Below are 23,113 nucleotides of genomic sequence, written 5' to 3' on the forward strand. Positions count from 1 at the left end.
CAAGACCACCTTCATACGCTGGCCCTATGGCCACTCAGACTAGCGATCTGCTGGCGGCTGCCGCGCCGCGAACCGTCGGCGTGGTAGGCGGCATCGCCGACGACCAACTCGACCTGCCCACGCCGTGCCGCGAATACGTGGTCCGCGATCTGTTGAACCACCTGTTCGATGTGGTGGTGAACTTCCAGGAGTTGGCAGCCAAACGGCCGGTCGAGTGGGCCGAGAAGCCCGACCACCTCGGCGACGGCTGGCGGGACCGGTTCGCTGTGGAGGCGGACCGGCTGGTCGCCGCCTGGTCGGATCCGTCCACGTTGGAGGGCGTGTCGCCGGGCATGGGCATGCCACAGGCCGTCGTGGGCGGCATGGCGCTGCTGGACCTCACAGTGCACGGCTGGGACCTCGCTGTGGCGACCGGCCAGCCTTACCAGCCGGCTCCGGAGGCCGTTGCCGCGCTGCACGAGCTGGTCGAGCAGTTGGGGCCGACGGCCCGCAAGATGGGCGTCTTCGCGGACCCGCCACCTACCACCGTCGATGACGTGCCCGATCTGCACCGCCTTCTGGCCCAGACCGGCCGCGCCCCCACCTGGCCCACCTCAACCTGACCCACCCCGCCCCACAGGGGGTGTTGACACGGGTATTCGCTGAGCGAATAGTGGTGGCGTGTCGACGCCACATGTTCTGCTCGGGTTGCTCGCTGGGGGCAGCCGGCACGGCTACGAACTCAAGCGGGCGCACGACGAGCGGCTGCCCCGGGCTCGACCGCTGGCCTTCGGGCAGGTCTACGCGACCCTCGGCCGCCTCGAACGGGACGGCCTCGTGGCCGCCGCCGGCCAGGACCGGGCATCCGGTCCGGACCGCACGGCGTACGAGCTGACGGGTGACGGGCGGTCCGCTCTGGACGAGTGGCTGTCCGCTGTCGAGACGCCGATGCCGTACGTGGCCAGCACGCTCTTCACCAAGGTCGTGGTGGCGCTGCTTGTCGCCGACATCGACAGGGCCCGGTCGTACCTGGTCGCACAGCGCGCCGCGCACACCGCACGGTTGCGTGAGCTGACCTCGGTCAAGACCGACCCGGCGGCCTCCGTCAGCGATGTGATCGCTGCCGACTTCGCTATCGCACACCTCGATGCGGACCTGCGGTGGTTGCACACCACCCTGGACCGGGTCGCCGACTGGTACCGGGAGGTGCATCCGTGACGCAACTCCAGGCTCGCGGGGTGGTTCGGGCGTACGGCCCGACCCCCGCCCTGCGTGGCGTGACCCTCGACGTGGCCGAGGGCGAGATCGTCGCCGTCACCGGTCCGAGCGGCTGCGGCAAGTCGACGCTGCTGCACTGCCTCGCCGGGATCCTCCGGCCGGACGCAGGCGAGGTCACCTGGCGTGGGCACCGCATCGACACCTGGTCGGAGGCGGCCCGTTCCCGGCTACGGCGCACCGAGTTCGGGGTGCTGTTCCAGTTCGGCCAACTGGTCGCCGAGCTGACCGCAGCGGAGAACGTCGCACTGCCACTGCTCCTCGCCGGCACGGGGCGGCGAGAGGCACGGACGGCGGCGCTCACCTGGTTGGAGCGGTTCGGGGTGGCCGAGCTGGCCGACGTGCGGCCCGGTGAGATGTCCGGCGGTCAGCAGCAGCGTTGCGCCACCGCGCGGGCGCTTGTCACCGAGCCTCGGGTGCTCTTCGCCGACGAGCCGACCGGCGCACTGGACACGCTCACCGGTGAGCAGGTCCTCACCCAACTGGTCCGGCTCGCCCGCGAGCAGCGCACCGCCGTCGTGCTTGTCACCCACGAGCCGCGAATCGCCGCGTACGCCGATCGGGAGATCGTGCTGCGCGACGGCCTGGTGGACCACACCGGCCTGGGGCTCGACCTGCCGGTGGCCGGCGGCCAGCGGTGAAGCTGGCGACGCTGGTCCGGCTGGCGCTTGCGGGCAACCGCACCGACACGGCCCGTGCGGTGCTCACCGCGCTCAGCGCCCTGCTGGCGACCCTGGCCGGGCTGGCGGCGCTCACAGTGCTGGCCATCCAGAAACCCGCAGGCGACGCCTATGTGGAGTCCGAGCAGTACCGCAACGCGTTGCTGCGGGAGCCGGGGCTGCGCGGGGGTACGGCGTTCGCGCTGCTCATGCTCGCCGTTCCGGTGCTGACGCTTGCCGGGCAGTGCGCCCGGCTCGGCGCGCCGGCCCGGGACCGGCGGCTGGCCGCGCTCCGGCTGGCCGGCGCCACCCCCGGTCAGGTGACGCGCCTGGCCGTACTGGAGACCGGCCTGGCGAGCCTGCTCGGCACCCTCGCCGGGTTGGCTGTCTATCTCGGTGGGCGGGAGCTGCTGCACCGGCCGGACGCGCAGGGCCGGTTGGCGCTACCCACCGACGTGCTGCCGTCGACCGGCGCAATTGCGGCGGTGGTGCTGGGGCTGCCGTTGATCGCGGCCCTGGCCACGGCTCTGATGCTGCGCACTGTCACCACGAGTCCGCTCGGGGTGAGCCGCAGGGCAGCCCGGGAGCGTGGTCCCCGCCTGTGGGCGGGGCCGTTGATCGGGCTGGGGCTGCTCTGCTTCGTCGCGGTGCGTCCGGTGGCCTACCGCTTCAGCGGCAACGCGTCGCTGGTGAACTGGCTGGTGCCGCTGCTGTTCACTGTGGGCGGCCTGGTGGCGATGGTCGGAGTGCTCTCCGGCACCGGCTGGATCTCGTACACCTGCGGGCGTCTGCTGCGACGGCACGCCCGCCGCGCACCGGCATTGCTCGCGGCGGGCAGGCTGATGGCCGACCCGTGGGCGGGAAGCCGTACGTTCGCGGCCCTGCTGGCCGCTGTGATCTTCGGTGCCGGCGCGGCGGCGCTGCGCGCCTACTTCGTCGCCCAGGACTCGCTCGCACGGGAGCAGAACCGGCTCGCCGGCGTGGCCGCCGGCTCCGATCCGTTCTACCTGGCGACAATGGACCTTGTCGACGCCGCGGTAGGGGTGTCCGTGCTGCTCGCTGCCTGCGGGCTGATGGTCGCGCTTGTCGAGGGCATCGTCGCCCGTCGGCGGGCGTACGCCGCGCTTGTCGCCACCGGCGTGCCCCGCGCCACGCTGAGCCGATCCGTGGCCTGGCAGGCGCTCGCGCCAGCGGTGCCGGCGATCCTGCTCGCCCTCACAGTGGGAGCGTCGCTCGGTCGAGGGCTCTTTCCGTCGGTGGGGAACGGAGAGTTGACGAGCGAGGTCTGCGAGGCCACGGCCGCGCTCTGCGCAGACCCGGCCACCCGTGCGCAGTACACCCGGCTCGTGCAGACCGGCAGTGCCGAGCGTGCTGTCGCCGTACCCCTGGAGCATCTGGCCTGGCTCGGTGCCGGCGCGTTGGCGGCGGTGCTGGTGACGGTCGGTGTCGGCCTGCTCTTCCTGCGCATGAGCACCGCTGTGGACGAGCTGCGCACGGCGTGACTTCGCGTCAGGCCCTCAGCAGGCCGGTGGAGAGTGCGACAAGCGAGCCGATGATGGCCGAGCAGCAGCAGACCAGGATGCCGGCGACCACCGCGAGGATCAGCCACACCCGGCGGTCGCGGGCCACTGCCGCGATGCTCGGCCGGCGGACCTCCTCGGCGGATCCGTCGTCGCCGTCCGTAACCTCGGTCACCCCGAAAGTCTAGGGCGTGTCCTGCGGTCGGGTGCGGCAGGCGTGACCGCGCCCGATCCTGGTTGTCGTGGGCTCCCCGGGCTGTCGAGACCATTTCCAGTATCGGGCGCGATCGACGCCCGGTCAGGCGCGGCCGATGCGGTCCAGGATCCAGGCGTTGATGAACGCCTCCTCGCGCCAGGAGTCGTAGCGACCGCTCGGACCACCGTGCCCGGCACCCATCTCGGTCTTGAGCAGGTAGTCGCCCGTCGGAGCGACAGCCCGCAGGCGCGCGATCCACTTCGCCGGCTCGGAGTAGAGCACCCGCGTGTCGTTGAGACTGGTCACCGCGAGGATCGCCGGATAGTCCAGCGCGGCCACGTTCTCGTACGGCGTGTAGGACTTCATGTACGCGTACACCTCGGGGTCTTCGAGGGGGTTGCCCCACTCCTCCCACTCGGTGACGGTAAGCGGCAGCGACGGGTCGAGGATCGAGGTGAGCGCGTCCACGAACGGCACCTGCGCGACGATCCCTGTGAACGCGTCCGGGGCGAGGTTGGCGACCGCGCCCATCAGCAGGCCGCCGGCCGAAGCGCCCCGGGCTACCAGCCGGTCGCTTGCCGTCCAGCCGGCCTTGACCAGGTGCCGGGCGCACGCCACGAAGTCGGTGAAGGTGTTCTTCTTGGCCAGCAGCTTGCCCTGGTCGTACCAGCGGCGGCCCAGCTCACCGCCGCCCCGGGTGTGCGCCACAGCGAAGATGACACCCCGGTCCAGCAGGGACAGCCGGGCCACCGAGAACCACGGGTCCATGCTCGCCTCGTACGAGCCGTAGCCGTACAGCTCGCAGGGCGCCGAGCCGTCGCGGGGCGTGCCGACCCGGCAGACCAGCGAGATCGGCACCCTCGTGCCGTCGTCGGCGAGCGCCCAGTCGCGGTGCTGCTCGTACTCGGCCGGGTCGAACGGTCGCCCGTCCGGACCGGGCAGCACCGGCTTCTGCTTGCGCAGCACCATCTGCCGGGTCACCAGGTCGTAGTCGTAGACCGAGTCGGGGGTGACAAGCGAGGAGTAACGCAGGCGGACCTGCCCGGTGCGGTACTCCGGGTTGGAGTCCAGCCCGACGCTGTAGAGCGGCTCGGGAAAGTCGATGTCGTACGCGTCGTCGCTGCCCACCGGCAGCACCCGCAGCCCGGTGAGCCCTTCGGTACGCAGGGACACCACCAGATGGTTGGCGAAGGCGTCCACAGCCTCCAGCCGGGTGCCCGGGGTGTGTTCGATCAGCGGAACCCAGTCGCCCGGCACGTCGGCCGAGGTGAACGCCAGCGCGAAGTCCTCCGCACCGTCGTTGTGCAGGATCAGGAAGCGGTGGCCGTGGTGCTCGACGGCGTACTCCACGCCCTGACGGCGAGGCGCGATCACGGCGGGCGCACCCGTCGGGTTGCCGGCCGGGATCACCAGCACCTCGCTGGTGACCTTGCTGTGGATGTCGATCAGGATGAACTTCTCCGACCGGGTCAGCTCCACGCCCACCCAGAACCGCTCGTCGTCCTCCTGGTGGACCACCACGTCATCGGAGGACGGGGAGCCGATGGTGTGCCGCCACACCCGGTTGGGCCGCCAGGCGTCGTCCACGGTCACGTAGAACAGCACCGACGCGTCGGCTGACCAGGCCGTGCCGTAGAACGTGTCGGGCACCTCGTCCGGCAGCAGTTCGCCGGTGCTCAGGTCCTTGACCCGCAAGGTGAAGCGCTCGTCGCCGGAGAAGTCGGTGGAGTAGGCGAGCCAGCGACCGTCCGGGCTGACGTCGAACGCGCCGAGCGAGAAGAAGTCGTGCCCCTCGGCAAGCAGGTTGCCGTCGAGCAGCACCTCCTCGCCGTCCAGCGGTGCGCCGTCCGCGCTGACCGGCGGCTCGGTCTCGCCGTCACGGACCGCGCGGCGGCACTGCACCCCGTACTGCTGACCCTCGACAGTGCGCGTGTAGTACCAGTGGCCGCCCTTGCGGGTCGGCACGGACAGGTCGGTCTCCCGGGTCCGCTGGCGGGTCTCCTCGAACAGCTCTCCACGGAGGTCGGCCAGGTGCGCGGTGCGCTCCTCGGTGTACGCGTTCTCGGCGTTCAGGTAGGCGATCGTCTCCGGGTCGTCCTTGGCGGCGAGCCAGGCGTACTCGTCGATGACGGTGTCGCCGTGGTGGGTGCGCTCGGTGGGCACCCGCTTTGCCGCGGGCGGGGCAGTCTCGGTGGTCACGGCGGCCACGTTACCGGCCGGCCCGCTCCGCGCGCCGGACCAGCGGCATCCCCGAATGCCGTGACCACTGCGTTCGAACACATGTACGATAGCCGCCATGGCGGCAGCTGCGAGTTCCCTCGGTCGGTCCGGCGCAATCGAGATCACCCGGCGGTTGGCGGCGATCTGCGGCCCACCGTTCTCCCGCCTCGCCGGGCCGGCCGACGAGGTCGCCGGCCGTCCCGCCCGCTGGGTGGCAGTCCCGGGTGGCCCGCACGCCGCGGCCGAGGTGCTGCGGCTGGCCGCCGCGCACGACCTGGCGGTGGTGCCCCGCGGCGCCGGCACGAAGATCGACTGGGGTGCCACGCCCACGCAGGTCGACATCGTCCTCGACACCGGCCGGCTGGCGGGCATCGGTCACGAGCCGGTGGGCGCGCCGGTGGCCGAGGTGGGTGCCGGCACACCGCTGCGGGCGGTCCAGGCCACTCTGGAACGCACCGGGCAGCGGCTCGCCATGGACGCCCCGTCGCCGGGTGCGACACTGGGCGGGGTGCTCGCCGCCGGAGAGGCCGGCCCGCTGCGGCACCGTCATGGCAGCCCCTGCGACCAGTTCCTCGGTGTCCGCTACCTGGGGGCCGACGGTGAGCTGGTCAGCGCCGGTGGCGGCGCCCCCGGGCTCGACCTGGCTCGGCTGCTCTGCGGCTCGCAGGGCGCCCTCGGCGTGCTGGTCTCGGCAAGCCTGCGGGTGCAGCCGGTGCCGGCCAGCCGGCTCTGGGTGTCCCGGCCGGTGTGGACCCCGCTGGAGGTCCACGACCTGGTCCGGATGATCCTCGCCGCCCGACTGGAGCCAGCTGCCATCGAGCTGGACCTACCCGCCGGGGCACCTCGGCCGCGCACCCCGTACCCACCCGGCCATCCCGCCGCGACCGCCCGGGAGCGTCACCCGTCGATGTCGGGACGGGCCAGCGCCCCATCCCGCGCGGGCAGCCTGGTGGTGCTGCTGGAGGGCGGCCCGGCCGACGTCACCGAACGCGCCGAGCGCCTGGTCGGTCTGCTGCACGGGGAGGCGACGGTCACCCACTCCGCGCCGCCGTGGTGGCGCCGCTACCCGTTCGCCCCCGGCGACACGGCGCTGCGCCTGGAGGTGCCGATCGGCGATCTGCACGCCGCCGTCTACGCGCTGCGCGACGCGGCCGGCTCCCCGGTGCCGGTGCGGGGCTCCGCCGGGCTGGGCGTGGTGCACGCGGCGTTGCCCGGCGCAATGGCACCCGACCGGGTGGCGTCCATCCTGGCCGCCGTCCGTGGGGTGCTGCTGGCGCGGCAGGGCCGCTGCGTCGTCGTCTCCGCCCCCGCCGCGGTCCGACAGGCCGTCGACATGTGGGGTGAGCTGGCCGGGCTGGCCCGGCTACAGGCGGCCAAGGAGCACCTGGACCCGGAGCACCGCCTCGCCCCGGGCCGCCTCCCCGGCGGCCGGTGACCCGGGTGGCGTGGCGCCGGCCGGTCAGATCGTGTCGTTGCGGAGCACCAGGATGGCGATGTCGTCGCGGGGCGGCTCGACCGAGAAGTTGATCGCGGCGGCCCGCAGTCGGGCCGCCACCACGTCGGCGGAATACCCGGCCAGTGGCGCTGCGGCATGGCGCAGCCGGTCGGTGCCGAACAGCTCCCTGCCGCGTCGACGCTCGGTGACCCCGTCGGTGTAGAAGATCAGCGAGTCGCCCGGGGCGAGCGTGATCTCCGCCGTCGGGGAGATGATCGTGTCGAGCAGTCCCAGCGCCGTCCCCCCGGTGCCGACGAACTCGGCGCCACCCGCACCGGCCAGCAGCACCGGCCGGTCGTGCCCGGCCAGGTGCAGGGAGACCTCCAGCTGGCCACCGTCACCCATCCCGACCGCTGCGAGGGCAAGCGTGCAGTACCGGCCGCCGCCCCGCTCGACGAGCGTCTCGTTGAGCCGGGCCAGCACCTCCGGCAGCGGCTTGCCATCGCCGACGAGCACACGGATCACGTCCCGGACCAGTCCGGTGACGGCCGCCGCCTGCACCCCCTTGCCCGAGACGTCCCCGATCACCACAAGGGAGCGCCCGTCGGGCAGCGGCACCACGTCGTAGAAGTCGCCGCCCACCTCCGCGTCGTCGCCCGTCGGGACGTACTCGGCGGCGAAGCCGATCCCCTCCACCACAGGCAGCACGGGCGGCAGCAGGGACTGCTGGAGTGTCTGCGCGACCCGTCGCCGCTCGGCGTGGATCCGGGCGTTCTCGATGGCCAGCGCGGCACGCCGGGCCACATCCTCCAGCACTGCCACCTGGTCCGGATCGTGCCGGTGCCGTTGGTGCCGGCCCACCGCCAGGGTGCCGAGCCGCTGACCCCGGGCGATGAGCGGGACGGCGAAACCATCCATCGGCCCGCCGAGCGGGATCTGCGCCGCACTCCGGGACGCCTCACGCAGCCGAGCCTGGATCGAATCCGGGCCGGTCTCCGCCAGCACCTTGTGCAGCTGCGGCAACACCGACTCGTCGGCGTGGCTGGCCGCCGCCAGCCGGAGCCGGCCCCACTCGTCGGTGGTGTGCACCGCGCACCACTGACCGAGTCGGGGCACCACGAGCTGCGGGATCAGCGCCATCGTCAGCTCGACGTCCAACGACTGCGCCAGCAGTTCGCTCACCTCGGCCAGGAACGTCAACCACGCCTGCCGGCGGACGTCGGCCCGGCGCAGCCGGTCGTTCTCCAGGTGCAGCGACAGCCGCTCGGCAGTGAGCACCGCCAGCGGCCGGGCGTACGCCGACGGCGCGGCATCCAGCTCAAGCTCCCCGGCGTACGGGCGCTGCACTGTCAGGGGCACCCGGAGCAGTTCGCTGCCGGGGCGGGGCTGCCGGCCGAAACGCGCAAGCAGTTGTGGACCCTGCCCGTCGCCCCGGTCCAGACGGATCGTGCCACCGGCCGCGCCGACCATCTCGGCGAGCCGGCTGAGCAGGCTCGCGGCGAAGTCGGGCAGCGGATCGTCCGCGTACGCGTCGGGGGCGGTCTGCATGAGTTCGCTCATGGCGCTGGCGCTCGGCGCGGCGTTGTCGGCGGAGCCGGGCGTCGGCGACGTACCGCCGGAGCCGGCCGGCTGGTCGGCACCGGGCCGGTCCAGCCGGAACCAGACGCCCTTGCCGGTGGGCAGGTACGTGGTGCCCCAGCAGCTGGCGAAATGGTCGACAAGCAGCAGCCCGCGACCTCGCTCGGACACCTCGTTGATCTCGGTCGCGTCGTTGCGGCTGCCGATGGTCAGCTCGTCGTCGCCGGCACCGGGCGCGAAGTCGGAGACTGTCACGGTGAGCCCGATCTCGTCCGCGACGACGTCGATGTCCAGTTCGGTACGGGCGTGTTCGACGGCGTTGGTGGTCAGCTCGGTGGTGAGCAGCAGCGCCTCGTTGGCCAGGTCGTCCAGGTGCGCCTCGGTCAGCACCGAGCGGACGACAGCGCGGGCGGCAGCGGGCGTACGACGGTCAGCGGGCAGGCGGACACGCCGGGCCGCCCCGTTCCGGGCCTCGGGCGTCGCGGGCCCCGCCTCGGCTGACACCCTCGTATCCTCCACCGTCCCCCTGCCGGGTGCCAAGCCGATCAACGATCGAGGGCCGTGGTGGTGGGGAGCGGCACCCCCCTGCGAGGGTCTGGGCGCGACTGTGCCGGTCTGGGTCCCTTGGGCGGGTCGGAGTGCTCACGGAGGCCGATCGGCGGGTCGCGAACCCTGGCACCACGGCGGGCGCAGGCACAATATGGGGTGCCGGCGTGTACCGCAGGGCCGGTGCCCCCGAGTTGAGCGAGGAATGATGACCACGGCGAAGCAGTCGGTGGCGGATCCGTCCGCGCCCGACCACGAGGCGCTCCTCGGTGAGTTGACCGAGGCGCTGCGACGGGTCCGTCGCGGCGACCTGAAGGTCCGGCTTCCCCGCCGCGCCGGCAAGGCCGGTGAGGTGGCGGACGCCTTCAACGAGGTGGTTTCGGTCCAGGAGCAGCAGTACCTGGACCTGCGGCGGATCAGCCGGATCGTCGGTCGGGACGGCCGGCTCACCGAACGGCTCGACGACGAGGGGTTGGACGGCGCCTGGGCGGAGGCGCAACGGGCCGTCAACTCCCTCATCGACGACCTGGGCCGGCCGACGACCGAGATCGCCCGGGTCATCGTGGCGGTAGCGGACGGCGACCTGTCCCAGCACATGGCCCTGGAGATCGACGGCCGGCCGCTGCGCGGTGAGTACCTGCGGATCGGCCGCACCGTGAACACGATGGTCGACCAGCTCTCGTCGTTCTCCAACGAGGTGACCCGGGTTGCCCGGGAGGTGGGCACCGAGGGCAAGCTCGGCGGTCAGGCCGATGTGCGGGGCGTGGCCGGCACCTGGAAGGACCTCACCGACTCGGTGAACACCATGGCGTCGAACCTGACCGGCCAGGTGCGGTCGATCTCGCAGGTGGCGACAGCGGTGGCCAAGGGTGACCTGTCGCAGAAGATCACTGTCAGCGCGCGGGGCGAGGTCGCCGAGCTGGCTGACACGATGAACTACCTCACCGACACTCTGCGGCTCTTCGCCGAGCAGGTGACCCGGGTGGCCCGGGAGGTGGGCACCGAGGGCAAGCTCGGCGGTCAGGCGGACGTGCCGAACGTGGCCGGCACCTGGAAGGACCTCACCGACAGCGTCAACTCGATGGCGTCGAACCTGACGGCCCAGGTGCGCAACATCGCCCAGGTGTCGACGGCGGTGGCGCGGGGCGACCTGTCGCAGAAGATCACCGTGGCGGCGCAGGGCGAGATTCTGGAGCTGAAGGACACCGTCAACACGATGGTGGACCAGTTGTCGTCGTTTGCCGACGAGGTGACGCGGGTCGCCCGCGAGGTGGGCATCGAGGGCAAGTTGGGTGGTCAGGCGCAGGTGCGCGGAGTCTCCGGCACCTGGCGCGACCTCACCGAGAACGTCAACCAGCTGGCCGGCAACCTGACCAGCCAGGTCCGCAACATCTCGCAGGTGTCGACGGCGGTGGCGAAGGGCGACCTCTCGCAGAAGATCACCGTGGACGCGCAGGGCGAGATCCTGGAGCTGAAGAACACAGTCAACACGATGGTGGACCAGCTCTCCTCGTTTGCCGACGAGGTGACCCGGGTGGCCCGCGAGGTGGGCACCGAAGGCAACCTCGGCGGCCAGGCCCAGGTCAAGGGCGTCAGCGGTACGTGGCGGGATCTGACCGACAACGTGAACTCGATGGCGTCGAACCTGACCAGTCAGGTCCGCAACATCGCCTCGGTGACCACCGCGGTGGCGAAGGGTGACCTGTCGCAGAAGGAGTTGAAGTCGACTGTCAACACGATGGTGGACCAGCTGTCGTCGTTCGCCGACGAGGTGACGCGGGTCGCGCGTGAGGTGGGCACCGAGGGCAAGTTGGGTGGTCAGGCCCAGGTGCGCGGTGTGGCCGGCACTTGGCGGGACCTGACCGACAACGTGAACTCGATGGCGTCCAACCTGACCGCCCAGGTTCGCAACATCGCGCAGGTGTCGACGGCGGTGGCGAAGGGTGACCTGTCGCAGAAGATCACTGTGGATGCCCGGGGCGAGATCCTTGAGCTGAAGTCGACTGTCAACACGATGGTGGACCAACTGTCGTCGTTCGCCGACGAGGTGACCCGGGTCGCGCGTGAGGTGGGCACCGAGGGCAAACTGGGTGGTCAGGCGCAGGTCAAGGGCGTGTCCGGCACCTGGCGCGACCTCACCGACAACGTGAACTCGATGGCGTCGAACCTGACCAGTCAGGTCCGCAACATCGCCTCGGTGACCACCGCGGTGGCGAAGGGTGACCTGTCGCAGAAGGCGAGATCCTTGAGCTGAAGTCGACTGTCAACACGATGGTGGACCAACTGTCGTCGTTCGCCGACGAGGTGACCCGGGTTGCCCGCGAGGTCGGCATCGAGGGCAAACTGGGTGGTCAGGCGCAGGTCAAGGGCGTGTCCGGCACCTGGCGCGACCTCACCGAGAACGTCAACCAGCTCGCCTCGACGCTCACCACCCAGTTGCGGGCCATCGCCCAGGTGTCCACGTCGGTGACCCGGGGTGACCTGACCCAGCGGATCGCCGTCAAGGCGCAGGGCGAGGTCGCCGAGCTGAAGGACAACATCAACCAGATGATCGTCACCCTTCGGGAGACGACTAAGAAGAACGCCGAGCAGGGCTGGCTGGACTCCAACCTGGCCCGCATCGGCGGCCTCCTGCAGGGCCAGCGGGACCTGGGCGAGGTCTGCCGCATGATCATGACGGAGGTGACCCCGCTGGTCGACGCCCAGCTCGGCGCCTTCTTCCTGGCCGACGAGACCGACGGCAGCGTGCGACTGCGACTCACCTCGTCCTACGGGTACGTGGCGCGGGGGCACGACGTCACCTTCGGCCCGGGCGAGGGGCTGGTCGGCCAGACCGCGCTGTCCCGCCGCACGATCCGGGTCAGCGCCTCCCCGAACAGCCGGCTCACGCTGCGCTCCGGCCTGGCCGAGACACCACCCTCGGACCTGGTGGTGCTCCCCGTGCTCTTCGAGGGCGAGTTGCTCGGGGTGATCGAGTTCGCCAGCGTGGCGGCATTCTCCGAGCTGCACCTGTCGTTCCTGGAGCGGCTCGTGCTCACCATCGGCATCGCGGTCAACACCATCCAGGCCAACCGGCGTACGGAGGAGCTGCTCGCCCAGTCGCAACGGCTGGCGCACGAGCTCCAGGAGCAGTCCGCGGAGTTGCAGCGCACCAACGCCGAGCTTGAGGAGAAGGCCACACTGCTCTCCGAGCAGAAGGGCAACATCGAGACGAAGAACCGGGAGATCGAGCTGGCCCGCCTCGGCCTGGAGGAGAAGGCGCAGCAGCTCACCCGTGCCTCGGCGTACAAGTCGGAGTTCCTGGCCAACATGAGCCACGAGCTGCGTACGCCGTTGAACTCGCTGCTGCTGCTGGCACGCCTGCTGGCGGAGAACTCGGAGCAGAACCTCAACCCGAAGCAGATCGAGTTCGCCCGTACGATCCACGGATCCGGCTCGGACCTGCTGCGCCTGATCGACGACATCCTCGACCTGTCCAAGATCGAGGCGGGTCGGATGGACGTCGAACCGACCGAGATCCGGTTCGCCGAGATCCGCAGTTACGTCGAGCAGGCGTTCGCGCCGCAGGCGGAGGAGAAGAACCTGGACTTCCAGGTACGCGTCAGCAACGACCTGCCGCCCGCGCTGGTCACCGACGCGCAGCGGTTGCAGCAGATCCTGCGCAACCTGCTCTCCAACGCCGTGAAGTTCACCGACAACGGCGCGGTGACGCTGCGGATCGCCCCGGCGGCGGAGAACGTGGTCTTCGACGTACCGGCGTTGACGAACGCCCAGCAGGTCATCGCCTTCACCGTGATCGACACCGGGATCGGCATCTCCGACGACAAGCTGTCGATCATCTTCGAGGCGTTCCAGCAGGCGGACGGCACGACCAGCCGCCGCTACGGGGGCACCGGCCTGGGCCTGTCGATCAGCCGCGATCTGGCCCGACTCATCGGCGGCACCATCACCGTGTCGTCGGCGCCCGGTCAGGGTTCGACATTCACCCTGTTCGTACCGCAGGTGTTGGCACCGGACGCGGTGGTCGCGCCGGCACCGCCGTCACCGCAGCGCGCCGGCCTGCCGTCGTCGCTGCTGATGCCGCCTTTGGAGCTGCTGCCGGAGCGGCCGGAGGCACCGGCGACCCGCCAGTTGGACGGCGCCACGGTACTCATCGTGGACGACGACGTGCGAAATGTCTTCGCTCTGACCAGCGCGTTGGAGCTGCACGGCATGACCGTGTTGTACTCGGACAACGGGGCGGACGGCGTCCGCCTGCTGGCCGAGCACCCGGAGGTGGACATCGTGTTGATGGACGCCATGATGCCGGACCAGGACGGATACGAGACGACCCGGCAGATCCGCCGTAACCACCGGTTCGCCGACCTTCCCGTCGTCTTCCTTACCGCGAAGGCGATGCCGGGTGACCGCGAGTCGGCGCTCGCGGCCGGGGGAAGCGACTACATCACCAAGCCGGTCGACCTCGACGATCTGATCGAGTTGATGTCGTCCTGGATCAACGGAAGCCGCAACGAGGAGACGTCGTGACCCAGATGGCCAAGGCGCTGCTCGTGGACGACCGGCGGCAGAATCTGACGGCGCTGGAGGCGATCCTTCAGGGCCTGCCGGTTCAGTCGGTGGCGGTGGAGAGCGGTGAGGCGGCTCTCAAGCAGTTGTTGGTGGACGACTTCGCGGTGATCCTGTTGGACGCGCAGATGCCGGACATGGACGGCTTCGAGACGGCCAGCCACATCAAGCGCCGGGAGCGGACCCGGCACGTACCGATCATCTTCCTCACCGCCGCCGACCGGGACGCCCAGCTGGCCCTGCGCGGTTATCAGGTGGGGGCCGTCGACTACCTGACCAAGCCCTTCGACCCCTGGGTCCTGCGGGCCAAGGTGTCGGTCTTCGTCGAGCTGTGGGTGAAGACTCGGCAGTTGGCCGCACAGTCGGACCTGGTCCGGGAGCGCGACACGCAGTGGCGACGCCTCACCGACGCTGTCGACGAGGCAACGGCCCTGCTCCGCTCCGGTGACCCGGAGAGCCGCGAACGAGCGATGGAGATGCTGGAACAAGCCCGCTGGGGCTCCACCCCGTAGAACCGTCAACCCCACCTTCGGCCCGGTGGCCGGGGGTGGGGTCAGCCGGCGGGTTGGTCGTTGCGGATCATCAGGGCGCTGCGCAGGCCGGTGATGTCCAGGACGCGGATCAGGAAATCGCCCACGTGGGTGAGCATCAGCAGGCTCTGTGCGTGGCTGGCCTTGCGGCTGAGGACGACGAGGGTGCCCAGGCCCTGCGAGTCGCAGAAGGTGACGCCGCCGAGGTCGAGAACGATCCGTGGGGGCGGGTCGGCGAGCACCTCATTGACGACCGTGGAGAGCTGGGCGGCCGTGAGCATGTCGATCTCACCGGCCAGGCGCAGCACTGCTTCGTCGCCCGTCCGGTGTAACGTGATGGACAGTTCGGCACGATCCACCCGGCCAGCCTAGCGCGATCCGCACGACCCGGCCTGTCGAGAGCCGTGAGCCCGCGCGCCGGCCCCCACTTCAGCTCCGTTTCGCCCTCTTGGCAGCCCCGCGTCGATGCCGCTGCTGAGCGCCCGGGGCGGGTGAGCCGGGTAACCCCTGCGTGGGGTGGCTGCGGATTGGCAGGTCGGCGCTGACACAATGGCCGCATCGTGACCGACATCGTTTCCGCCGGACCTGGCCGTTACCCGGCCGATGCGCCGGCCTCCGAGGCCCTGTTCCACCGCGCTCGCGCCATCGTGCCGGGCGGGGTGAACTCCCCCGTACGCGCCTTCCAGGCGGTCGGCGGCACCCCGCGCTTCATGGTGCGTGGCGAAGGCCCCTGGCTGTACGACGCCGACGACCGCCGGTACGTCGACCTGGTCTGCTCGTGGGGGCCGCTGATTCTCGGCCACGCCCACCCGGAGGTGGTCGGCGCCGTGCAGGCCGCCGCCGCCCGTGGCACCAGCTTCGGCACCCCCACCCCGGGCGAGGTGGAGTTGGCCGCCGAGATCGTCGACCGGACTCCGGTCGAGCAGGTACGCCTCGTCAACTCGGGCACCGAGGCCACCATGTCGGCGATCCGGCTCGCCCGCGGCTTCACCGGACGCTCCAAGATCGTCAAGTTCGCCGGCTGCTACCACGGGCACGTCGACGCCCTGCTCGCCGCCGCCGGATCCGGCGTGGCGACCCTCGGCCTGCCCGACTCGCCAGGTGTCACCGGCGCGGCGGCGAGCGAGACGATCGTTCTTCCGTACAACGACATCCGCGCCGTCGAGGAGGTCTTCGCCGCCGAGGGCCAGCACATCGCCGCGGTGATCACCGAGGCTGCGGCCGGCAACATGGGCGTGGTGGCCCCCCGCGACGGCTTCAACTCCCAGCTGGCGCGGATCGCGCACGCGCACGGCGCCCTGCTCGTCATCGACGAGGTGATGACCGGGTTCCGGGTGTCCCGCGCCGGCTGGCACGGCCTCGACCCCACCGACGCCGACCTGTGGACGTACGGCAAGGTCATGGGTGGTGGCCTGCCCGCCGCGGCGTTCGGCGGGCGGGCGGAGATCATGGCGCGACTGGCCCCGGCCGGCCCGGTCTACCAGGCGGGCACGCTCTCCGGTAACCCGCTGGCCTGCGCCGCCGGCCTGGCCACGCTGCGGCTTGCCGATGACGCGCTCTACCAGCGCCTCGACGACACGGCCGCCGTCGTGGGCAAGCTGGCCTCCGACGCGCTTGCCGCCGCCGGGGTCCCGCACCGCCTGTCGTACGCGGGCAGCATGTTCTCGATCTTCTTCACCGACGCCGACGTCGTCGACTACGACAGCGCACGCACCCAGCAGGTGCCGGCGTTCAAGGCGTTCTTCCACGCGATGCTCGCCGCCGGCGTCTACCTGCCGCCGAGCGCGTTCGAGTCCTGGTTCGTGTCGGCGGCGATCGACGACGCCGCGCTGGAGCACATCGCCAACGCGCTGCCGACGGCGGCGAATGCGGCGGCAGCGGCCGGTCAAGGGGGTTAGCGGTGAGCGCGAGGAGTGAGCCGGTTTTGCGAGCCCCGCAGTCGCGAACGAAAGAGGCTGCGGTGAGCGCGAGGAGTGAGCCGGTTTTGCGAGCCCCGCAGTCGCGAACGAAGGCGGCTGCGGTGAGCGCGAGGAGTGAGCCGGTGTTGCGAGCCCCGCAGTCGCGAGCAGAGGGGGCACAGCGGTGAGCAAGACGGTGGTCCACGTGCTTCGGCACGGCGAGGTGCACAATCCCGACCAGATCCTCTACGGCCGGCTGCCCGGTTTCCGTCTCTCCGAGCTGGGTGTGCAGATGGCCAAGGCCGCCGCGCAGGGCCTGGCCGACCGGGAGATCGTGCACGTGGTGGCTAGCCCGCTGGAGCGCGCACAGCAGACCGCCGAGCCCATCGCCGCCCAGTTCGGGCTGCCCGTGGGGGTGGACGAGCGCCTGATCGAGAGCGCCAACTGGTTCGAGGGCAAGAAGGTGTCTCCGGGTGACGGGTCGTTCCGTGATCCCCGCAACTGGTGGGTGCTGCGCGATCCGGTGACGCCGTCCTGGGGTGAGGCGTACCGGGTGATCGCCGAGCGGATGTTCGCCGCCGTGCACGCCGCCCGGGTCGCCGCCGAGGGGCGTGAGGCGGTGCTGGTTTCGCATCAGCTCCCGATCTGGACGCTGCGCCGTTACGTCGAGCGCAAGCGGCTCTGGCACGACCCGCGCAAGCGGCAGTGTGGCCTTGCGAGCCTGACCTCGTTCCACTTCGACGGCGCGAAGGTGGTGGGCATCGGCTACAGCGAGCCGGCCGCGCACCTGATCGCTCTCTCCGCGACAGCCCGGACGGCCAAGGGGGCCTGATGAACGCCCGTAGGTGGACCGCCGGTCTGCTCGCCGCCGTTGCGACGGTGGCGCTGGCCGGCTGTACGTCGGCGCAGGGGCGGGAGAAGGCCTGCACGACCACCGCCGAGGGGATCATCGAGTGCGCCGCGGATCAGCGGTCGGCGCCGCCGAAGCTGGCAGGTGAGCTGCTCACCGGCGGCACGTACGACATCAGCGAGGCCCGTGGCCAGGTCGTTGTGGTCAACTTCTGGGGTTCCTGGTGCGCGCCGTGCCGTGCCGAGGCCGACGACCTTGAGGCCGTCTACCAGGCGACAAAGGGCTCCGGGGTGGCGTTCCTCGGGATCAACGTCCAGGACCAGCGGGACAAGGCCAAGGCGTTCGAGGAGGGCCGGGTCACCTATCCGAGCCTGTTCGATCCGGCCAGCCGGCTGGCGCTCGACCTGGACATCCCGCCGAACACCGTCCCGGCGACTGTGGTGCTCGACCGGGAGGGCCGGGTCGCGGTGGTGATCCGGGCCGCAGTCAAGCAGGAGGGTCTGCAACCGATCGTCGAGCGGGTCGCCGGCGAGAAACCGGCGCCGGACTGATGGGCGAGACCTTCCGGGAACTGGCGCTGAGCGGGCCGCTGCTGCTGGCCATCGGCGCGGCGGCGCTGGCCGGTCTGGTCAGCTTCCTGTCGCCGTGCGTGCTTCCGCTGGTTCCCGGCTACCTCTCGTACGTCACCGGCCTGGCCGGCGCCGACCTCGAAGGCAGTGCAAGGAAGGGCACCTTGTTAACGCCTGGGGTAGAGGAAGGGGCCCTTCCTAACGCTTCAGCCGACGGCGACGGTGGTGGAGGTGTCGCCGTACGCGAGCGGACCGCGACGGTCGCCGTCAAGGGCCGGGTGCTCGCCGGGACGTTGCTCTTCATCGCCGGCTTCACTGTGGTCTTCGTCGCCACCGCGATCCTGTTCGCCGGCATCGGCCGGGTCTTCTTCGAGTACGAGCGGCAGCTGGAGATCGTCGTCGGCGCGCTGATCATCGTGCTCGGGTTGGGCTACCTGGGGCTGATCCCCGCTCTGCAACGCGAGTTCCGGATCTCCCGGCTGCCGTCGGCCGGGCTGCTCGGCGCTCCGGTCGTCGGGGCGGTCTTCGCGCTCAGTTGGGTGCCCTGCACCGGCCCGACGCTCGGCGCGGTGATGGGCATGGCTGCCACCAGCGGTCAGAGCGACCGTGCCGTGGTGCTCGCCGTGGCGTACTGCCTCGGGCTGGGGATACCGTTCATCGTCTTCGGGCTGGGCTTCCAGCGCCTGCTCGGGGTCTTCCGCGCCGTCCGGCGTAACAGCCGCTGGGTCACCCGGATCGGCGGCGCCCTGCTCCTGCTGATCGGCCTGGCGCTGGTCACCGGCGGGTGGCAGAACTTCGTGATCTGGCTGCAGACCACCGTCGGGGTGGGCGAGGTGAGCATCTGATGACGGCCGTCGACGACCGGCCGCAGACCGAGGCCCCGGCGCCCCGGCGCCGTCCCAACCGGCTGCTGGCGTTGCTGCGTAACTCGTGGCGGCAACTGACAAGCATGCGTACGGCGCTGATTCTGCTGTTCCTGCTCGCGGTGGCCGCCATCCCCGGCTCGGTGCTGCCGCAGCGTGGGGTCAGCCCGGAGGGGGTCAACCAGTACTTCATCGACCACCCGGAGTGGGCGCCCCGGTTGGACCGGATCGGCGCGTTCGAGGTCTTCGGCTCGGTCTGGTTCTCGGCGATCTACCTGCTGCTGTTCACCTCGCTGATCGGCTGCATCACGCCCCGGCTGCGTGACCACGTCCGGGCGCTGCGGTCCCGGCCCCCGGCGGCGCCCAGGCGGATGGCGCGGCTGCCGCAGCACGCGGTGCTGCCCGCCCCGGCCGGTGGCGCGGCTGCTGTCGCCGAGGTGCTGCGCAAGCGGCGCTGGCGGGTGGAGGTGCGCGGCGACGAGGTGTCCGCCGAAAAGGGCTACCTCAAGGAGACCGGCAACCTGCTGTTCCACACCTCGCTGATCGCGGTGCTGATCGGTGTCGCCCTCGGGTCGTGGTACGGCTGGAGCGGCAACCGGCTGCTGGTGGCCGGCGCGGACAACGCCTTCTGCAACACCCGTCAGCAGTACGCCGAGGCGAACCTCGGCCCGCAGGTGGACAGCGCCGACCTGCCCGGCTTCTGCCTGCGGTTGGACGACTTCCAGGCCCGGTTCCTGCCGTCGGGCCAGCCGGAGTTCTTCAACGCCACTGTGACAGTCGACGGCCCGGACGAGCCGACGCGCCAGGCGGACTTCTCGGTGAACTCGCCGCTGCGGCTGAACGGGGCGAACGTCTACCTGCTCGGCCACGGGTACGCCCCGCTGATCCGCTACACCGACCGGTTCGGCAACAGCCAGACAAGCGACCTTCCGTTCCTCACCACCGGGGACATGGGTCTGACCAGCGAGGGCCTGGCCGCCTTCCCGGACGCGAACGTCGACCCCGGCACCGGGCAGCGCGTACCTGATCAGCAGGTGGCGTTCACAGGCATCTACCTGCCCACGGCCCCGCAGGAGGCGCCGTTCGTCCGCTCGGAGTACCCGACGGAGCGCAACCCGTTGCTGAACCTGGTCGCGTACCGGGGCAACCTCGGTATGGACGCGGGCATCCCCAACTCGGTCTACCAACTCGACCAGCGGCAGGTGAACGCCGGCAAGGTCAAGGAGATCGGTACGAAGGTGCTGCGCAAGGGCGAGACCTGGACGCTCGACGACGGCACGACCGTCGAGTTCCTGGGCACCGAGCGGTACGTCACGCTCTCCGTCCGGTACGACCCCGGTTCGACGATCCTGCTGGTGAGCTGTGGTTTCCTGCTGGTCGGGCTGATGGGCTCGCTGTTCGGGCGGCGTCGCCGGGTGTGGTTCCGGGTGCTGCCGGCCGACCCCGGAGAAGGATCTCCGACGGGCGGTAGTAGCTTGATGGAGGCCGGTGGGTTGCCGCGCACCGACTATCCAGGGTTCGCCGACGAGTTCGCCCAGCTCGTCACCGCTGTGGGCGGAGACGACAAGGCGGCCGGACGGGCAGGCACCGACACTGAATCCAGTGGCCGGGCCGGTGTGCGAGAAGGGACCGAGTGATGTCCGCGCTCTCCGACAATCTGGTGACCTTCGCGATCCTTGTGTACCTGATCGCGATGATCAGCCACGCCGTGGAGTACGCGCTCGGCAACGCGCGTGCCCGGGTGGCCGTACCGGCTGCCGAGCGTGAGCTTGTCGGCGCCGGGGTCGGTGGCACCGGCTCGACGCCGTCGACGCCACCCCCGCCGCCGGCCGTGGTCCACAGCTCGGCGCGGCGTGCCCGGATCGCCGGCCTGATCGCGGTGGCCGCCACCGGGGTCGCCGCCGTGCTGCACCTCGCGGCCCTGGTCACCCGCGGCATCGCCGCTGACCGGATGCCCTGGGGCAACATGTACGAGTTCGTGCTCACCGTGACCTTCATCGGGGTCGTGGCCTGGCTCGGGGTGCTCTGGAAGCTGCCGTCGCTGCGCAAGCTCGGGCTGTTCCTGACCCTGGTGATGGTGCTGCTGGTGGCCACCGCCGAACTGGTGCTGTACGTGCCGATCGTGCCGCTGGTGCCGGCTCTGAACTCGTACTGGTTCGTCATCCACGTGTCGACGATCGTGTTCGCGTCCGGCATCTTCATCTTCGGCGCGGTGCCGGCGGTCGGCTTCCTGATGCGCAACGGGTACGAGCAGGGCAAGCGCAGCTTCCCGTACACCCTGGCCAAGCGGTTGCCCGACGCGGGCAGCCTGGAGCGGCTGACCTTCGTGCTGCACGCGTTCTCCTTCCCGATCTTCACCTTCGCGGTGATCGCGGGCGCGATCTGGGCCGAGGCGGCCTGGGGTCGGCCGTGGGGTTGGGACCCGAAGGAGACCTGGGCGTTCATCTCCTGGGTGGTGTACGCCGGCTACCTGCACGCGCGGGCCACGCCCAGCGTCAAGCGCAACGTGGCCACCTGGCTGGCGGTGCTCGGCGTCCTCACCGTGCTGATGAACCTGTTCGGCGTGAACATCTTCTTCACGGGCCTGCACTCGTACGGCGGTCTGGACTGACCGTCGACGCGGCTGCCGCTTCCGGGCGCTGACGGCAGGGCTGCGGCCGACGCTGCTTCAGTGCTGCTTCCCGGCGGTCGGCAGGTCGAGTGCGCCGTCGATCGCGTTGAGTACGTCCGGCCGGTCCGCGCCTGCGCTGCGCAGCAGGTCGAGGACGATCATGCGGAGCTGACCGATCATCGTGCTGACCGGTAGCGGTTGCTCGTGCCGGAGCAGCGGCGCCACAGTCCGCACGGCGTCGACAGCGATGTCACCTGTCCGGTCGACGTGCTTGTGGGCCGTGTCGCGGTCGCCGGAGACGGCGGCGGCGAACACCTCGGCGGCGCACGTCGTCAGTTCGTGCAGGGCGGCCAGCGCGGCGTCGAGCTGGGCAGGTGTGGCCTGCGGCAGCCGGGTGACCATGATGGTCGTGCGCGCCAGCGTCCGGGTGTTGCGTACGGCGTAGTCGACATGGTCGACGGCGGTCCGCGCCGCGTCGACCCGCGGGCGGCTGTGCCGGTCCCACGGCGCGAGCCGGAGGTTCTCGTCGGCGACCAGCACGGCCTTGCGCAGCGCCTCGGTGCGCGAGTCCAGTTGCCGGGCCTGGTGGTACACGGTCCGGGCGGCCTGCTGGTCGTGCCGCCGCAGCGCCTGGCGGATGCCGTCCAACACCTCGGCCAATTCGCTGAATGCCCGCCGTCCCTCGGTGTGCAGCGGTGCCAGCGGTGAGCGTCCGACGGCGATCTGACTGATCAGCAGTGCGATCGATCCGCCGATCAGCGCGTCGTAGAAGCGGGTGGGTGCCTGGTCCTGGTTGCCCGGGGGCACCACGGCGACCAGGAAGAGCGCGGACATGGTCAATTGGTTGCGGACGACGCCGGCGGCTCCGGCGGCCACGGAGAGACCGGCCGCGACCAGGATGACGACGAAGATGCTTGCGGTGGAGCGGGCTCCGAGCGCCTCGATGGCGACCTCGCCGAGGAGCGCCCCGACGGTGACGCCGATCAGGGTCGCGAGCGCCCGGCGCAGTCGTGTGCCTCGGGCCTGGGCCAGCACGATAAGCGCGGCGGCCGGGGCGTAGAACGGCCCGCTGTAGCCGCCGCCGCTGAGCAGGCGGCTGGCGACGAACCAGGAGAGGGTGGCGGCGAGCGTCACCTGTGCCACAAGCGGCCAGCCGTTCCGCAGGTGAGCCCACGCGCCGCGCAACCAGTTCGCCACCCGGGACAGGTCGTCTCCCCTCGTCGTCGCCGACTGGTCAACGACTCAACTTGGACGCCGGTTAGCGGGGTCGCCAGTCTGCGAGGTGTCGCCTGCGGGCGCGGTCAGCCGCCGAACCAGCCCGGCATGTCGAGGCGGAACCAGTTGGCGGAGGCCACAGTGCTCAGGTCGTCCTCCAGGGCGGCGACCCGGTCCGGGCCGAGGATCGCCGCCCAACGCTCCCGAAGCTGGTCGAAGATCTGCGCCGAGCGGTGCAGCCCGTCGGCGCCGCGTGGTGTCACCCGGACCAGCCGTCGGCGGGCGTCGGCGGGATCGTCGATCCGTTCCAGGTAGCCGGCGGCGACGAGCCTGTCGACAGTCTTGCCGGCGGCCTGTTTCGAGATGCCGAGCCGTTGGCCCAGTTCGGTGGCGGTGGTGCCGTCCATCCCCACGGCCTGGAGTACGAAGCCGTGCAGTGGTCGCAGTTCCGGGTGCCCCTGCCGGGCCAGCTCGGCGTGCAGGTCGTCGATGAGCGTGCGGAAGCCGGCCAGCAGGAGCAGCGGCAACGCGTAGCCGGGCCGCGCGGGTTCAGCGGTTGCCATGTTCGACAACCACGTTTACTATTTCGTCAACCACGTTGAC

18 protein-coding genes and 1 pseudogene are annotated in these 23,113 nt (G+C 70.9%); 13 read left to right on the forward strand and 6 right to left on the reverse strand.

Features of this window, described 5'->3' with window-relative positions:
• Positions 1-26 precede the first annotated feature (26 nt).
• From ADK66_RS02460 to ADK66_RS02475, 4 genes are read left to right on the forward strand one after another with little or no spacing between them, the layout of a single operon-like run.
• The gene (locus tag ADK66_RS02460; RefSeq protein WP_053652142.1) at positions 27-602 is read left to right on the forward strand and encodes a TIGR03086 family metal-binding protein; all 576 of its coding nucleotides are present in this window, start codon (positions 27-29) and stop codon (positions 600-602) included.
• Positions 603-660: 58 nt separating this feature from the next.
• On the forward strand, positions 661-1,197 hold the full coding sequence (locus tag ADK66_RS02465) for a PadR family transcriptional regulator (RefSeq protein WP_053652145.1): 537 nt from the start codon (positions 661-663) through the stop codon (positions 1,195-1,197).
• Entirely contained in the window at positions 1,194-1,895 is a 702-nt protein-coding gene (locus ADK66_RS02470) for an ABC transporter ATP-binding protein (RefSeq protein ID WP_053652147.1), read from the forward strand. Before ADK66_RS02465 ends, ADK66_RS02470 begins: the two co-directional genes overlap by 4 nt.
• Positions 1,892-3,415, forward strand: a complete 1,524-nt coding sequence (locus ADK66_RS02475; RefSeq protein WP_053652149.1) for an FtsX-like permease family protein — start codon at positions 1,892-1,894, stop codon at positions 3,413-3,415. Before ADK66_RS02470 ends, ADK66_RS02475 begins: the two co-directional genes overlap by 4 nt.
• 7 nt (positions 3,416-3,422) lie before the next feature.
• Here the strand turns inward: ADK66_RS02475 and ADK66_RS02480 are convergent, their stop codons facing one another.
• Positions 3,423-3,608, reverse strand: coding sequence for a hypothetical protein (locus ADK66_RS02480; protein WP_053652151.1), 186 nt, complete (start codon positions 3,606-3,608; stop codon positions 3,423-3,425).
• 123 nt (positions 3,609-3,731) lie between these two features.
• On the reverse strand, positions 3,732-5,828 hold the full coding sequence (locus tag ADK66_RS02485) for a S9 family peptidase (protein WP_053652360.1): 2,097 nt from the start codon (positions 5,826-5,828) through the stop codon (positions 3,732-3,734).
• 97 nt (positions 5,829-5,925) lie between these two features.
• Between ADK66_RS02485 and ADK66_RS02490 the strand changes: the two genes are divergently transcribed.
• On the forward strand, positions 5,926-7,284 hold the full coding sequence (locus tag ADK66_RS02490) for an FAD-binding oxidoreductase (RefSeq protein WP_053652153.1): 1,359 nt from the start codon (positions 5,926-5,928) through the stop codon (positions 7,282-7,284).
• A gap of 24 nt (positions 7,285-7,308) precedes the next feature.
• Here ADK66_RS02490 and ADK66_RS02495 read toward each other — a convergent pair whose 3' ends face one another.
• Entirely contained in the window at positions 7,309-9,366 is a 2,058-nt protein-coding gene (locus tag ADK66_RS02495; RefSeq protein ID WP_053652155.1) for a SpoIIE family protein phosphatase, read from the reverse strand.
• 250 nt (positions 9,367-9,616) lie between these two features.
• Here ADK66_RS02495 and ADK66_RS02500 point away from each other — a divergent pair.
• Positions 9,617-13,935: pseudogene (locus tag ADK66_RS02500) on the forward strand (HAMP domain-containing protein).
• Complete coding sequence (locus ADK66_RS02505) at positions 13,932-14,486, forward strand: two-component system response regulator (RefSeq protein ID WP_053652157.1); 555 nt, start codon at positions 13,932-13,934, stop codon at positions 14,484-14,486. Before ADK66_RS02500 ends, ADK66_RS02505 begins: the two are co-directional and overlap by 4 nt.
• A 41-nt stretch (positions 14,487-14,527) precedes the next feature.
• On the opposite strand, the gene ADK66_RS02510 is transcribed toward ADK66_RS02505, so the two are convergent.
• Positions 14,528-14,863 carry an STAS domain-containing protein gene (locus tag ADK66_RS02510; RefSeq protein ID WP_053652159.1) on the reverse strand — a complete coding sequence of 112 codons (336 nt, stop codon included), beginning with the start codon at positions 14,861-14,863 and terminating at the stop codon, positions 14,528-14,530.
• A 201-nt stretch (positions 14,864-15,064) separates the two neighbouring features.
• On the opposite strand from ADK66_RS02510, the gene hemL reads away from it, so the two are divergent.
• The 6 genes from hemL (at position 15,065) to ccsB (ending at position 21,295) form a co-directional block, all read left to right on the forward strand.
• Entirely contained in the window at positions 15,065-16,402 is a 1,338-nt protein-coding gene (gene hemL, locus ADK66_RS02515; RefSeq protein WP_053652161.1) for a glutamate-1-semialdehyde 2,1-aminomutase, read from the forward strand.
• 184 nt (positions 16,403-16,586) lie between these two features.
• Positions 16,587-17,234: a histidine phosphatase family protein gene (locus tag ADK66_RS02520; RefSeq protein ID WP_053652163.1), complete on the forward strand. Its 648-nt coding sequence runs from the start codon at positions 16,587-16,589 to the stop codon at positions 17,232-17,234.
• Positions 17,234-17,803 carry a TlpA disulfide reductase family protein gene (locus tag ADK66_RS02525; protein ID WP_053652165.1) on the forward strand — a complete coding sequence of 190 codons (570 nt, stop codon included), beginning with the start codon at positions 17,234-17,236 and terminating at the stop codon, positions 17,801-17,803. The genes ADK66_RS02520 and ADK66_RS02525 overlap by 1 nt, the downstream gene beginning before the upstream one ends.
• On the forward strand, positions 17,803-18,666 hold the full coding sequence (locus ADK66_RS02530) for a cytochrome c biogenesis CcdA family protein (RefSeq protein ID WP_053652167.1): 864 nt from the start codon (positions 17,803-17,805) through the stop codon (positions 18,664-18,666). The genes ADK66_RS02525 and ADK66_RS02530 overlap by 1 nt, the downstream gene beginning before the upstream one ends.
• On the forward strand, positions 18,666-20,321 hold the full coding sequence (locus ADK66_RS02535) for a cytochrome c biogenesis protein ResB (protein WP_053652169.1): 1,656 nt from the start codon (positions 18,666-18,668) through the stop codon (positions 20,319-20,321). The genes ADK66_RS02530 and ADK66_RS02535 overlap by 1 nt, the downstream gene beginning before the upstream one ends.
• On the forward strand, positions 20,321-21,295 hold the full coding sequence (gene ccsB, locus ADK66_RS02540) for a c-type cytochrome biogenesis protein CcsB (RefSeq protein ID WP_053652171.1): 975 nt from the start codon (positions 20,321-20,323) through the stop codon (positions 21,293-21,295). Before ADK66_RS02535 ends, ccsB begins: the two co-directional genes overlap by 1 nt.
• A 57-nt stretch (positions 21,296-21,352) precedes the next feature.
• Here the strand turns inward: ccsB and ADK66_RS02545 are convergent, their stop codons facing one another.
• Positions 21,353-22,492: an aromatic acid exporter family protein gene (locus ADK66_RS02545; RefSeq protein ID WP_053652173.1), complete on the reverse strand. Its 1,140-nt coding sequence runs from the start codon at positions 22,490-22,492 to the stop codon at positions 21,353-21,355.
• Between the two features lie 104 nt (positions 22,493-22,596).
• The gene (locus ADK66_RS02550) at positions 22,597-23,073 is read right to left on the reverse strand and encodes a MarR family winged helix-turn-helix transcriptional regulator (RefSeq protein WP_053652175.1); all 477 of its coding nucleotides are present in this window, start codon (positions 23,071-23,073) and stop codon (positions 22,597-22,599) included.
• Positions 23,074-23,113: the final 40 nt, after the last annotated feature.

Source organism: Micromonospora sp. NRRL B-16802 (assembly GCF_001279555.1).
Taxonomy (GTDB): Bacteria; Actinomycetota; Actinomycetes; order Mycobacteriales; family Micromonosporaceae; genus Micromonospora; species Micromonospora profundi.

Bases quoted from the DNA above. Each gene is read 5' to 3' on its own strand.
- ADK66_RS02460 (WP_053652142.1), top strand. From the start codon at position 27: ATGGCCACTCAGACTAGCGATCTGCTGGCGGCTGCCGCGCCGCGAACC.
- ADK66_RS02490 (WP_053652153.1), top strand. From the start codon at position 5,926: ATGGCGGCAGCTGCGAGTTCCCTCGGTCGGTCCGGCGCAATCGAGATC.
- ADK66_RS02525 (WP_053652165.1), top strand. From the start codon at position 17,234: ATGAACGCCCGTAGGTGGACCGCCGGTCTGCTCGCCGCCGTTGCGACG.
- ADK66_RS02530 (WP_053652167.1), top strand. From the start codon at position 17,803: ATGGGCGAGACCTTCCGGGAACTGGCGCTGAGCGGGCCGCTGCTGCTG.
- ADK66_RS02535 (WP_053652169.1), top strand. From the start codon at position 18,666: ATGACGGCCGTCGACGACCGGCCGCAGACCGAGGCCCCGGCGCCCCGG.
- ccsB (WP_053652171.1), top strand. From the start codon at position 20,321: ATGTCCGCGCTCTCCGACAATCTGGTGACCTTCGCGATCCTTGTGTAC.
- ADK66_RS02550 (WP_053652175.1), bottom strand. From the start codon at position 23,073: ATGGCAACCGCTGAACCCGCGCGGCCCGGCTACGCGTTGCCGCTGCTC.